General features: G+C 60.2%; 14 protein-coding genes. 1 reads left to right on the top strand and 13 read right to left on the bottom strand.

The window, feature by feature from the left end; all coding sequences use genetic code 11:
- Positions 1 to 6: 6 nt before the first annotated feature.
- The 11 genes from fabF to B5F39_RS00380 all read right to left on the bottom strand — a co-directional run bounded on the left by fabF (position 7) and on the right by B5F39_RS00380 (position 9,132).
- Positions 7 to 1,257 (bottom strand): beta-ketoacyl-ACP synthase II, encoded by a 1,251-nt coding sequence (gene fabF, locus B5F39_RS00330; protein ID WP_087362851.1) that lies wholly within the window; start codon positions 1,255 to 1,257, stop codon positions 7 to 9.
- A gap of 67 nt (positions 1,258 to 1,324) precedes the next feature.
- Positions 1,325 to 1,576, bottom strand: a complete 252-nt coding sequence (gene acpP / locus B5F39_RS00335) for an acyl carrier protein (protein ID WP_087362852.1) — start codon at positions 1,574 to 1,576, stop codon at positions 1,325 to 1,327.
- Positions 1,577 to 1,652: 76 nt separating this feature from the next.
- Positions 1,653 to 2,396 carry a 3-oxoacyl-[acyl-carrier-protein] reductase gene (gene fabG / locus B5F39_RS00340; protein WP_087362853.1) on the bottom strand — a complete coding sequence of 248 codons (744 nt, stop codon included), beginning with the start codon at positions 2,394 to 2,396 and terminating at the stop codon, positions 1,653 to 1,655.
- Positions 2,386 to 3,342 carry an ACP S-malonyltransferase gene (fabD, locus tag B5F39_RS00345; RefSeq protein WP_087362854.1) on the bottom strand — a complete coding sequence of 319 codons (957 nt, stop codon included), beginning with the start codon at positions 3,340 to 3,342 and terminating at the stop codon, positions 2,386 to 2,388. Before fabD ends, fabG begins: the two co-directional genes overlap by 11 nt.
- Positions 3,339 to 4,286, bottom strand: coding sequence for an enoyl-[acyl-carrier-protein] reductase FabK (gene fabK, locus B5F39_RS00350; RefSeq protein ID WP_087362855.1), 948 nt, complete (start codon positions 4,284 to 4,286; stop codon positions 3,339 to 3,341). Before fabK ends, fabD begins: the two co-directional genes overlap by 4 nt.
- A 14-nt stretch (positions 4,287 to 4,300) precedes the next feature.
- On the bottom strand, positions 4,301 to 5,263 hold the full coding sequence (locus B5F39_RS00355) for a beta-ketoacyl-ACP synthase III (protein WP_087362856.1): 963 nt from the start codon (positions 5,261 to 5,263) through the stop codon (positions 4,301 to 4,303).
- Positions 5,256 to 6,269 (bottom strand): phosphate acyltransferase PlsX, encoded by a 1,014-nt coding sequence (plsX, locus tag B5F39_RS00360; protein WP_087362857.1) that lies wholly within the window; start codon positions 6,267 to 6,269, stop codon positions 5,256 to 5,258. Before plsX ends, B5F39_RS00355 begins: the two co-directional genes overlap by 8 nt.
- Positions 6,263 to 6,853: a transcription factor FapR gene (fapR, locus tag B5F39_RS00365; RefSeq protein ID WP_087362858.1), complete on the bottom strand. Its 591-nt coding sequence runs from the start codon at positions 6,851 to 6,853 to the stop codon at positions 6,263 to 6,265. The genes plsX and fapR overlap by 7 nt, the downstream gene beginning before the upstream one ends.
- 207 nt (positions 6,854 to 7,060) lie before the next feature.
- Positions 7,061 to 7,261, bottom strand: coding sequence for a 50S ribosomal protein L32 (gene rpmF / locus B5F39_RS00370; RefSeq protein WP_087362859.1), 201 nt, complete (start codon positions 7,259 to 7,261; stop codon positions 7,061 to 7,063).
- 86 nt (positions 7,262 to 7,347) lie between these two features.
- Entirely contained in the window at positions 7,348 to 7,926 is a 579-nt protein-coding gene (locus tag B5F39_RS00375) for a DUF177 domain-containing protein (protein ID WP_087362860.1), read from the bottom strand.
- Between the two features lie 3 nt (positions 7,927 to 7,929).
- A complete protein-coding gene (locus tag B5F39_RS00380; protein WP_087362861.1) occupies positions 7,930 to 9,132 on the bottom strand; it encodes an acetate kinase in 1,203 nt (400 codons plus the stop codon).
- 77 nt (positions 9,133 to 9,209) lie between these two features.
- On the opposite strand from B5F39_RS00380, the gene B5F39_RS00385 reads away from it, so the two are divergent.
- Positions 9,210 to 10,421: a nucleotidyltransferase family protein gene (locus tag B5F39_RS00385; RefSeq protein ID WP_087362862.1), complete on the top strand. Its 1,212-nt coding sequence runs from the start codon at positions 9,210 to 9,212 to the stop codon at positions 10,419 to 10,421.
- A gap of 462 nt (positions 10,422 to 10,883) precedes the next feature.
- Here B5F39_RS00385 and B5F39_RS00390 read toward each other — a convergent pair whose 3' ends face one another.
- Entirely contained in the window at positions 10,884 to 11,606 is a 723-nt protein-coding gene (locus B5F39_RS00390; protein WP_087362863.1) for a lectin like domain-containing protein, read from the bottom strand.
- Between the two features lie 535 nt (positions 11,607 to 12,141).
- On the bottom strand, positions 12,142 to 12,690 hold the full coding sequence (locus B5F39_RS00400) for a hypothetical protein (protein WP_087362865.1): 549 nt from the start codon (positions 12,688 to 12,690) through the stop codon (positions 12,142 to 12,144).

Below are 12,690 nucleotides of genomic sequence, written 5' to 3' on the forward strand. Positions count from 1 at the left end.
TGTGCGCTATTTAAGGCTCTCTATCGCGAGGACTCCGTTGTGTCCGCCGAAGCCGAAGCTGTTGATGAGCGCCTTGTCCACCTTCGCGTTCACCGCCTTGTTCGGCACGACGTTGAGCGCGCATTCGGGATCCGGCGTCTCGAAGTTTATCGTCGGGTGGACGACGCCGCGCTCGAAGGCGAGCAGGGCGGCTATCGTTCCGACGGCGCCGGCCGCGCCGAGGGCGTGTCCTATCATCGACTTCGTGGCCTGCACCATGACTTTATCGGAGGCGTCGCCCATGAGACGCTTTATCGCGGCGGTCTCCATCTTCTCGTTGAGAGGCGTTGAGGTGCCGTGCGCGTTGATGAGGTCTACCTCTTCAGGTTTCCATCCGGCCTTGCGCACCGCCATCGCCATCGCGCGGTAAGCCCCGTCTCCGTCGGGCGACGGCGCCGTTATATGGTGCGCGTCGCACGAAAGCCCGTAGCCTTTGACCTCCGCGTAGATGTGAGCGCCGCGCGCCTTCGCGTGCTCATACTCTTCAAAGACGAGGATTCCAGCGCCCTCGCCTATGACGAAGCCGTCACGGTCGAGGTCGAACGGACGCGAGGCGTGCTTCGGGTCGTCGTTGCGGCACGAGAGCGCCTTGAGCGAGCCGAAACCGGCGGTAGCGAGGGGCGATATGGCGGCTTCCACTCCGCCCGTTATCATGACGTCGGCGTCGCCGCGCACGATGCAGTTGTAAGCCTCGCCCATGCTGTGTATCGAGCTGGCGCAGGCTGTGACGACGGCCATGTTCGGCCCCTTCGCTCCGAGGCGTATGCCTATGTAGGCGGCGGGCATGTTCGTTATCATCATCGGCACCATGAACGGGCTGACGCGGCTCGGCCCCTTCTCGTAGAGCAGGCGGAAGTTTTCTTCTATAGTGTTGATGCCGCCCTCTCCGCTTCCGACGTAGACTCCGAACATCTCAGGGTCGAGCGCGGCGACGTCGAGTCCCGCGTCGGCGACTGCGAGGTCGGCACCGGCGGCCGCGAAGTGCAGCACGCGGTCGGTGCGGCGCACCTCTTTCTTGTCAAGCCAGTTCTCGGGGTTGAAGTTCTTGACCTCGGCGGCTATCTTTATGTTGTGCTTCTCTGTGTCGAAAAGAGTTATGTAATCTACGCCGTTCTCTCCGCGCTCGAGCGCGTTCCAGAACTCGTCTTTTCCGATTCCGATCGGGGTTACGGCACCGCAGCCCGTGATTACCACTCTTCTGTCATTCATCGGCGTCATAGGTTCCCTCCCTGGAAGAAGGGGGACTACACCACAAAATGCAGCCCCCCGGTTGACTCAGCTGATATTAGTCCTCGACTCCGAGCTTGCCCTTTACGTACTCCATGGCCTCTCCGACGGTGGTGAGCTTCTCTGCGTCCTCGTCGGGGATTTCGATGTCGAATTCCTCTTCGATGCCCATGATGAGCTCGACGATGTCGAGCGAGTCTGCGCCGAGGTCCTCGACGAACGAGGCTTCCGGCTTGATCTGATCCTCTTCGGCGTTGAGGCGGTCCATTACGATTTCCTTAAGCTTCTGCTGTACTTCTTCCATTTTCATTGCAAATCTCTCCTTTGGGATATTGGTAGTCTTGGTGTTTTTATACAAAAAGTCTTTTTCAGACTTTTTCTCTTTTCTAGCGCATCGTTATGCCGCCGTCTACGGCGAGCGTCTGCCCCTGTATGTACGCGGCCCCCTCGGATACGAGGAAGGCTACGGCCTCCGCGACGTCCTGCGGGGAGCCGGGACGTCCGGCCGGTATGCTCGCGATGAACTGCGACTTCACGTCGTCGGAGAGCACGGCTGTCATGTCGGTCTCGATGAAGCCCGGAGCCACTGCGTTGACCGTGACGCCGCGCGAGGCAACCTCGCGCGCGAGGCTCTTGACGAAGCCTATCACTCCGGCCTTCGCCGCAGCGTAGTTGCACTGCCCCGGGCTTCCCTGAAGGCCGTTGACCGACGATACGGCGACTATGCGGCCCCAGCGCCCCTTGAGCATCGGGCGCACGGCCTCTTTCGCGCAATAGTAAAGCGAGCTGAGGTCGGTTTTTATAACGTCGTCCCAATCGGCGTCTTTCATGCGCATGAGAAGATTGTCGCGCGTGACGCCGGCGTTGCAGACGAGGATGTTTACGGGGCCGAGCTTTTCCGCGGCGGCCTTGAACATTTCTTTGACTTCCGCCGCGTCCGAGACGTCGGCCTTTACGGCGAAAGCTTCGCCGCCGGCGGCCGTTATCTCGTTCACGACCTCGTTCGCCGCTTCCTCGGAACGGCTGTAGTTCACCGCCACAGCGCAGCCGCGTCTGGCGAGCTCGAGAGCTATCGCGCGTCCTATGCCGCGCCCGGCGCCCGTTACGAGCGCAACCTTTTTATCCGGCATCGCGCGCGCTCCTCAGATAGTCCGCCGCAGCCACGAGTTCCTGCGAGTCGGAGACGGAATAGGGCCTCTTGCCCTTGCATATCTTTCTGACAAGGCCGGAGAGGACGCTTCCGGGGCCGAGCTCTATGTAGCCCTCGACGCCCTCCTTCTCCATTTCAAGTACCGACTGCGACCAGAGGACCGGCGAGTAGGTCTGTGTGTAGAGCGCATCGCGCACGGCTCCGACCTTTTGGACGGCGCGGGCCGTCGCGTTGGCTATTATCGGGAATTTCGGGTCGTGCCACTCTATCTGGGCGAAGGCTTCTTTAAGCTCGTCCGCGACGGGGCGCATGAGGGCGCAGTGGAACGGGGCGCTCACGCGCAGAGGGACGACCTTCGCCGTATATTTCTGCTCGATGAGCGCGACGGCGCGGGCTACGGCTGTAGCGTGCCCGGATATGACTATCTGCTTCGGCGAGTTGATGTTGGCGGCCTGGCAGACTTCGCCCTGAGCAGCCTCGCTGCATATCTCGCTCACTTCGCCGAGCTCGAGGCCTATTATCGCCGCCATCGAGCCGACTCCGAGAGGCACGGCGTCCTGCATGAGTCTGCCGCGCTTATGGACGAGGCGCACTCCGTCGGCGACGGAAATGGCTCCGGCGGCGACGAGCGCCGTGTATTCTCCGAGGCTGTGACCGGCCATGCACACCGGCTCCACGGCGGTGCCGAGCTCCTGCTCGAGCGCTCGGAACATCGCGACGCTGACGGTGAGTATCGCAGGCTGGGTTATCTCTGTATGAGCGAGCTGCTCCGGCGTGCCGTTGAATATTATGTCGCTCAGCGAGAAGCCAAGAGCTTCGTCCGCTTCGTCAAAAATCCTTTTCGCCGCGATATATTTATCGCAGACGTCCTTCCCCATTCCGGGGCGCTGCGCGCCCTGCCCGGGGAATATCATCGCATATTTCATCTGACGTATCTCTCCGATTCTGAAAGGATGGAATTCATCTCTGTTACGACGCTTTCTATGATGGAAGCTGCAGGCTCTATCGCTTTGACGAGCCCGGCGGACTGGCCGGACATGAACGAGCCCATGTCCGAATCTCCTTCGACCACGGCGAGGCGCAGCTTGCCTGCGCCGAGGGCTTCGAGTTCCGAAGCCGGGGCGTTTCCGGCCTCAAGCTCCTCGAACTGTTTGGTGAATTTATTTTTCAGAGCGCGGACCGGGTGCCCGAGCGAGCGTCCTGTGACTACGGTCGCCCTGTCGTTCGCTTTGATTATCTTTTCTTTATAATTGACGTGCGCGTTGCACTCAGAGGCACAGACGAAGCGAGTGCCCATCTGGACGCCGCTCGCGCCGAGCATGAAGGCCGCCGCCATGCCGCGTCCGTCCGCGATGCCGCCCGCCGCGATGACAGGGATCTTAACCGCGTCGGCTACCTGCGGCACGAGGTTCATCGTCGTCGTCTCTCCTATATGCCCGCCGGACTCCATGCCCTCGGCGACCACCGCGTCGGCTCCCTGCTTCTCCACGCGCTCCGCGAGAGCGACGGCGGCGACGACCGGAATGATTATCGTGCCAAGCGGTTTGAGGCGCTCGATGACCTTGCCTGGCTGTCCCGCCCCGGTCGTAACGACAGGGACGCGGTATTTCGCCGCGAGCTCCAGCGCGTCGCCCGCGGTCGGCGACATAAGCATTATGTTGAGGCCGAACGGCTTGTCGGTGAGGGTCTTTATCTTCTGAAGCTGCTGCTCAAGAAGTTCTGGCGGCATATTCGCCCCCGCTATGATGCCGAGGCCTCCGCCGTTGCTGACGGCCGCGGCGAGGTCCGCATCCGCGACCCAGGCCATGCCGCCCTGGATTATCGGGTATTTGATTTTCAGAAGTTTGGTGATGGCGTTGTTTTCAAACATTGCAGATCCGCTCCTTACGCTTCATACAACAGCGCGCCCAGCGTCATACCGGCGCCGAAAGCCATAAAGAGAACCTTTTCGCCGCTTTTGATGCTGCCGGATTTCATAGCCTCGTCCAGCGTCACCATCAATGAGGCGGCCGACGTGTTGCCGTATTGTTCAAGATTCATGAGAGTGCGCTCCGTGGAAACTCCGAGGCGCTTGAAAAGGCTGTCTATTATGCGGGTGTTGGCCTGGTGCAGCACCCAGAAGCCTATCTCCGCCGGCTCGACGCCCGCTTTTTCGCAGAAGCTTTTTATAAATGGAGGAAGGTGGACGTTGACGAACTTGAACACCTCCGCCCCGTGCATACGGAGAACCGGATTATCGCGGCCTTCTTCCTTGTCTATCGTTATGAGGCGGTACTTCGAACCGTCGGCCTTGACCTCGCCGGCCGCGAAACGGGGGCCGCCGTCCTCGGAGCGCGTTAGCACGGCCGCGCCGGCGCCGTCGCCGAAAAGTATGCAGGTGCTGCGGTCGCTCCAGTCGAGCACGTCTTCAAAATCCTCCGAGCCTATGACGAGGACGTTTTTCCACACGCCGCTCGCGATGCCGGTGACGGCGGTCAGCATGGCGGTAAGGCTTCCTGTGCAGCCGGCGAGCACGTCGTATGCTCCGGCGTTGACCGCTCCGAGCATGCCCTGGATCTTGGCGGCCGTGCTCGGGCAGACCGTGTCGGGCGTATTGGTGGCCAAGATCACGAGGTCGAGCTCCGAGGCGTCAATTCCCGCGTCCTCAAGCGCGGCGAGCCCCGCCTTGTACGCGAGGTCGCTGCATTTCACGCCCTCGCCGGCGAAATGGCGCTTCCGTATGCCTGTGCGCGTCACTATCCATTCGTCGCTCGTGTCGAGAATTTTTTCAAAGTCAAAATTCGTCATTACCTTCTCGGGAATATATTTCCCCGTTCCGGCGATTCTGACAGGAAATCCGCTAATCATCGTTACCCTCCGCGCCTTTCGCTATTTCGTTCTGAATTCTCTCAACGCCGTTGCGCCGTATAAAATTCGCTCCGCTCGTTATCGCGTTGGCGATCGCGTTCGCGCTTGAACGGCCGTGGACCTTCACGACGCTGCCGCATACGCCGAGCACCGGCGAACCGCCGTACCGCTCCCAGTCGAAGCGTCCCATTATGCGCTTCATGGCCGGAAGCATAAAAAAGCATCCGATCTTCGGAAGCATGTGGTGTTTGTATTCTTCTTTGAGCTGGCTCTGTATAAGTTCTCCGAGCCCTTCTCCGAATTTGATGACGACGTTGCCCGTGAACCCGTCGCAGACGACGACGTCGGATATTCCGTTCGGGATGTCCTTGCCCTCGGCGTAGCCCTGAAAGTTGAGCTTCGTCTGCTCGATCAGCGCCCGCGCCGCGGAGATGACCTCGTCGCCCTTAGTCGCCTCCTCGCCGTTGCTGAGCAGGCGGACGGATGGATTCTCGACGTTTCTGAAAAGTTTCATATATATGGAGCCCATCTGGGCGAACTGCAGAAGGTTCACCGGCTTGCAGCGCACCGTGCCGCCGACGTCCATCAGCAGAGTGCAGCGGTTGAGCACCGGCAGCACCGCGCCGAGCCCCGGGCGGTCTATCCCTGGGATGCGTCCGAGCAGAAGCACGGCGCCAGCCGCTATCGCCCCGGTGTTGCCGGCCGAGACGATGCCGTCCGCTTCGTGCGAGCGAACCATGTTGAAGCAGACGACGAGGCTCGATTTCTTTTTTCTGCGTATCGAGAGCGACGGCGAGTCGCTTCCCGTTATCACCTCGTCGGTGTGGACTATGCTGAGCCTCGAACGGATCGAAGGCTCGGCAGTCTCTATTATCGGCTTGATCCTTTCGCTGTCTCCAGCCAGCGCGACCGAAAGATCCGGATCCTGGCGGCAGGCCTGTATCGCGGCCTTGCAGGGCTCCTCGGGGGCGTGGTCCCCGCCCATGGCGTCAAGTGCAATCAGCATTTCTCGTCCCCCATTTTCTCGTTATTGTGAGGCTCTATCGCGGCGACGACGAAACGCCCTACGAATATCTCACGTTCGCCAATTTTTGAGTGAACGCTCACCACGTATTTGTTGCCTTTGTGCGTGCCGACCTTCGAACGCGCGATTATCCTTTCGCCGACATATGCCGGCTGGCAGTATTTGAGCCGCGCGGCGGCGGTGACGACCATTTCCGCGTCTATCGTCGCGATGGCGAGCGAAGCGGCCTGCGCGTAGATGTAGTAGTCTCCGACCATGTCCGTAGTGCGAAAGGCCATGTCCGGAGTCGCCGTTATCGCGGAGAGCGCCCAACTGTTGGGCTCGAGACCGAGAAGCTCGCCTACGACCTCGTCGTCGCGCAGCGACTTCAGACGGCTCGATGCGTGCTCCGCCATCGCGCGCGTCCTCTCGCGGAGCTCAGGTATCGCGAGCAGGCCGCGGTCCAGCCTTACGGTGCTGAGGCTGACCCCGAGCTTAGAGGATATTTCCTCGTCGGTGAGCAGGGGGTTCGTCTCTATCAGTTTTAAGAGTTGGCTGTGACGCCGCTTTCTGCTTTCTGAGCGCATTCTATTCTCCTAAAAACAAGCTCGTCTTATGAGCTGGTCTTAACAGCAGACAAGATATTATATGCGGGCGGAGTTGTCAATACCGTTCCCTATATTTTCTGCAAGGATTTTTTTAATTTTCCGTTTCCGGTATGGCGGGCGAAAGGATAAAAGAAGCGCGGCGGCGGATAAACCCGCTGCCGCGCGGCGTGAGTCTCTGAAAAAAATTTATTCAGCGGTCTTCTCTTCAGTGATTTTGAGAACCTGACGGCCCTTGTAGAAGCCGCAGGCCGGGCAGGCGCGGTAGGTCTCTATGACTTCGCCGCAGTGTTTGCACGTCGTGAGGCTGGGGGCTTCGAGAGAGCCGAGCCAGTGAGCTTTGCGGTTGTGCGTGCGGGAGTGGGATACTCGCCTTTTTGGAGTTGCCATTGTTTTTTCCCCCCTTAGATCTTCACCGGTACATATTGCCAACTGGGTAATTTTATCACTACTTCCAGTTTTTTGCAGTAATTATTTTATTGATTCTCCATAAATTTTCTCAAAACCTCAAACCTTGGGTCGCCGCCCTCCGTTTTGCAGGAGCACGGTCCTTCGTTGAGGTTCGCGCCGCACGTAGGACACAGGCCGCGGCAGTCCGGCGAGCATAGGATCGCGGGGGGGAGCGCCGTTATGAAGGTCTCCCATACCATTTGAGCCAGATCTATCTCGTCCTCCCACGAGTCTAGGAGTATTATCTCCTCGTCCCCGTCCTGCGCGCCTTCGTTTTTTTCGCGAAGCTGCTCGTCGCGGCGCAGCGAGAAAATATACCGGAGGTCGCCTTTCACGCGGCTTCTCGCCGGCTCGAGGCAGCGGGCGCACGGCGCTTCGACCTCCGTCTCCACGGCGACCTCTGCGACGACGCGCCCCTCGGAGCGGAAGGCGGTCACTCTCACCTTAAGCTCCGAGAGCGGCGTATATATCTGATCCCAATAGTCTATCGGCCTGTCGAGAGGCAGAGTGAACTCGTCCTCGTAAGGCGAACCGTCGCGCGGGACGGCGGCGAGGACGAGCCTGCATTTCCAGTTATTGGGAGCAGACGTGAGATATTCGGGCATTTCCTACTTGCCGGCTTCCTCCACGCACTTCTTGGTGTCGCGCGCTATAGCCATCTCTTCGTCGGTCGGGACGACCATGACGGTGACTTTCGAGTCGGGGGCGCTGATGACGACTTCTTTGCCGCGGCAGTTGTTCTTTTCCGCGTCGAACTTGATGCCCATGAACTCCATGTCCTTGCAGACGGCCTCGCGGAAGGTGATGCCGTTCTCGCCGATGCCGGCGGTGAAGACGACCACATCGACTCCGCCCATCTCCGCGGCGTAGGAGGCTATGTACTTCTTGACGCCGGTGATGAGGATGTCCTGAGCTATCTTGGAGCGCTCGCAGCCCTTTTCGGCGGCTTCTTCGACGTCGCGGAGGTCGCTCGAAACGCCGGAGACTCCGAGGAGGCCGGACTTCTTGTGTACGACTTCGCTGACCTTCTCGGCGTCGCCGAGCTTCTCCATAAGCGTGATCATGACGAGCGGGTCCACGTTGCCGCTGCGCGTGCCCATGAGAAGGCCTTCACCGGTGCCCATGCCCATCGACGTATCGACGCATTTGCCGCCGTCCACCGCGGTGATGGAGCTTCCGTTGCCGAGGTGGCAGGTCACTATCTTGAGGTCCTTTATGTCCTTGCCGAGTATTTCGGCGGCTCTGTGGGCGACGTAGCCGTGGCTCGTGCCGTGGAAGCCGTAGCGGCGGATGCGGTCCTTCTCATAATACTCGTAGGGAATGCCGTAGATGTAGGCCTTGGGCGGCATCGTCTGATGGAAGGCCGTGTCGAAGACGACGACGTTCGGCTTGTCGGGGAGGACGTCCATGACGGCCTTGAGGCCCATGAGGTTCGCGGGGTTGTGCAGCGGCGCGAGCGGGATGACCTCTTCGATGCCTTTGACGACTTCGGGCGTGACGAGGACGGACTTCGTGAACTTCTCTCCGCCGTGGACTATGCGGTGGCCTGTCGCGCCGAGTTCGTCGAGGCTCTTGAGCACGCCGAACTCGGGATCGACGAGGATGTCGAGGACGTACTTGATCGCCGCCGAGTGGTCGGGGAAGGGGACTTCGCGCGTTACGGCGTCGAGGCCGGTCTTCGTGTGCTTGATGCGCGAGCCTTCGATGCCTATGCGCTCGACGAGGCCCTTGGCGAGGACCTTCTCTCCGTCCATGTCGATGAGCTGATACTTCAGCGAAGAGCTTCCGCAGTTGAGAACAAGGATTTTCATTAGAACTGGATTGCCTCCCTTAAATTATCGCACCGCCGCTGTGTTATCCTATAAAGGAAAGGACGGTGAAAAACTTTATGCTATATCCCGTAATCGGGATCGTCGCCGAATACAACCCCTTCCACAAAGGGCATCTGCTGCATATCGCCAAGGCCCGCGAAGCGTGCGGCGCGTGCGCCGTAGTCGCGGCGCTCTCGTCGGACTTCGTCCAGCGCGGCGAGCCCGCGCTCGCCGACAAATGGACGCGCGCCGAAGCCGCGCTCGCATGCGGAGCCGATCTGGTTCTTGAGCTTCCCGCCGTCTTCTCGGCCCATAACGCCGGCGTCTTCGCGAACGGCGCTGTGGACATACTCGCCGCAGCCCGCGCCGTCACGCACATTTCGTTCGGCGCTGAAAGCCCGGACTGTCTGACAGACGGTATCGTTGATATGATACTCGAAGAGCCCGAGCCTTTCAAGCAGTCGCTGAAAAAACATCTCGAAGAGGGACTGTCCTTCGTCGAAGCGCGCGCTCGCGCCGCGGACGAACTGATCCCCGGCAGCGGGCGCGTGCTCGCAGGCAGCAACAACACGCTCGCGCTCGCCTACATGGCGCGTATAAAGAAAAAAAATTACGCGCTCGCGCCGCTTCCGGTAAAACGCGCGGGCGCGGCCTACAACAGCGCGGAGCTTGAGGAAATATCGAGCGCGACGGCGATCCGCGCCGCGCTGCGAGACGGCAGGACGGAAGATGCGCTCGCCGCCGTTCCCGAACCTTCGGCACGGATCATAAAACGCGAACTCGAAGCCGGGCGCTTATGCATAAACTACGAAAATTACTGGAGGCTGCTGCGCGCCGCTCTGCTCCGCTCGTCGCCGGAGGAGCTGCGCGCGCTCGCCGAAATCTCGGAGGGCATAGAATACAGGCTGCGCGAGGCCGCGCTATCCGCGCGGAGTTTCGAGGAGTGGACGGACGCCTGCACCTCGAAGCGCTACCCCGCGGGGCGCATCCGCCGCGCCGCCGTACACATCGCGCTCGGCTTCGGCCACTGGTTCAACCGCGCGGCGCAGCGCCTCGGCCCTCCGTACATAAGGCCGCTCGCGATGAACGGGACGGGGCGCGCGCTTCTGCACGAAATGAAAAAAAAAGCCGCGCTCCCGATAGTCACGACCTATGGACAGGCGGCGCGCGTCTCGCCATACGCCGCCGAGTGCGCGAGATTCGAGCAGCTAACCTGCGAGCTGTGGGAGGAGCTCGTGCGGTGCGGGCGCTTAGGCGAAGAGCACAAGCGCCGCGTGATCATGCTCTGACGGCGCGCCGCCCGCACTGGACGAAAATGGGGAGGCCGCGAAGGTCTCCCCGTTTCCGTAAATTTCACAAAAATCAGCCGCTTATGCGGCCGCCGGTATAATCATTTAACTAACAACACGTAATGATTGGATTTGCCGTCGTTCCGCGCTTTGACGCCGCGCGCAGTCCGCGTGAGCGGACATTGAAAATCTTCGCAGAGCGCGGCTGACGCCCGATGAGACTGGACGGGCCCCGCCGGGTACGTTTCACGGCGGACGCGGAATCACGCGGCTTTTGATTCACGGGCGCCGCGGTATTTGAATACGCCGGATGCCTAGCCAAGCCGGTCATTACAACCCTTTGTTATCTTTTATAAGTTAAATAATTATAATTTCAGCCCGTTCGCGGAACGATAGCAGCCGCGCAAATCTCACGCGCGGCCAGTTCGTCGGAAGCTTCACGGGGCAGAAGGATTCCCCCGGTCAGAAGCGTTTGCGGCCCGCGCGCGACGCGGCGAAGAACGCAACTGCGGCAAGCGCCGCCATGCCGCCGCCGAAACCGCCGCAGCCCACGCCGTCCCTCTCCGGCGCGCAGTAGGCCTTTATGCAGAGGTATCCGCGCTCCCCCATAATCTCCCAAATTTCGCCGTCGGCTGAATACAGGGACTTGCCAGGATTGTTCACGGCTTTCTCTGAATAATCATCTGCCGCGTATTCATAGGCGAGCGGAAAGTTGTAGCCCGGCGTCGTGAGCTTTAGGACGACCGAAAATTTTTCGCCCGCCATGACGTAAACCGGCGACGGAAGCTCAGGCCGCATATAGCCCGGAAGCTCCGTCACGCCGCTCACCGAGGCGGCGGTCCCGCGCGGCGAGCCTTCCGCAAGCCCTGTCTCGACCGCCGCCTCGTAGCTCGTGCCCGGGGCGTTCGCCCAGAAGCTGGCTGCGCTTATCCGTCCGCCGCGCTTCGCGGTGAATACGTTCGCGCCACAGGCCGTCTCGGACTCCAGGCCGAAGCTGCGGACGCTGCCGAGCGGGTCGTACTCATAGACGTCCTCCGCGGCCGCGTACCAGCCTGCGACGAATACGCACGCGTCGGAGAACGAGCCCTCTTCGTAAGAAACGTAAAAATATCCGTCTCCGTGGGCGCCGCAGGGACCGCTGCCGTAGCTGTTGCGTATCAGCCAGGCGCCGTTGTTGTCAGGCACTTCGCCGTTTTTCGCTCCGACAAAATTCTCTCTCGGATAACCGTCGTCCCATCCGACTATCGCGACGGAGTGGTTGACCGCCGACGGCGCAGGACTTCGTCCAGGAACATCGAAAAATCGGCGTCTTTCAAATACGACATATCTTGCGGAGCCGGAGCCGCCCCGCGCGGAACGACAGCGGACGACCCGGCATCCGACATGACATCCGCGCCGCGCGCTTCGTTCCGCGCGCTCACACGCCATCTGATAAAATCCGGATTGAGCGGCGCTGGCGTAAAAGCCTCCGACGCTGAGGCCGGGAGGGCGAATATAAGCAACAAAAACACAAAATATCTTTTCATCCAAAACTTCCGTGCCAACAAATCGCGTACATTATACACTACGCGATACTGCGCGCCGCGCCCACATCCGCCGGACGTCATAAAAAACGCCGTACTTCAAAAGTACGGCGCGCGAGAGACTACATAGCTTATTATTTTGAGCAAGTATTACAAAGATATACCGACCGATAACTAGAGAATAAAATTCAAATTACCTAAAGACCGCCGGTGATCTGCGATACTATATCGGACGAAGCCTTTTCGACCGCTTTGCGCGTCGCCTCCTCCCGCGTACCGCCGGCAGCCTTCGCCGCGGACATTCCGTCAAAGACATACTCCCCAGAGGCGGCGGAGACGATCTGCATAGTCATTGATACGGACGCCGTGAAAGTGCCGAAGGCGTTCATATCAGCGCCGTTGTCCGTGATATTGCCGCAGAATAGATACTGCACCTTCTGAATGCGCGCAAGCGAAGCCGCACCGCCGTCCAGCATCTCGCGCTGCTTCCGCGTCAGATTCGACGCGCTTATCTTCTTGAAACCAGCGGCGCGCAGTTCACGGCGAAGTACGCTCTCCGCGAAACGCGAAAACCTGTCCGCGACCGCAACGTTTACGTCGCCCTCCACCCAATAGCCGCCGCTGACTGTGACCGCGATACGGCTGTCGAGAGGGACGGCGGCTGCAAACACAACGTACGACGGCGCACATACGAAAAGCGTCAACGCCATCATAATCAGCAGCAGTTTCCCCAAAACCTTCATCAT

The sequence above is a fragment of the Cloacibacillus sp. An23 genome (assembly GCF_002159945.1).
Lineage (GTDB): Bacteria > Synergistota > Synergistia > Synergistales > Synergistaceae > Caccocola.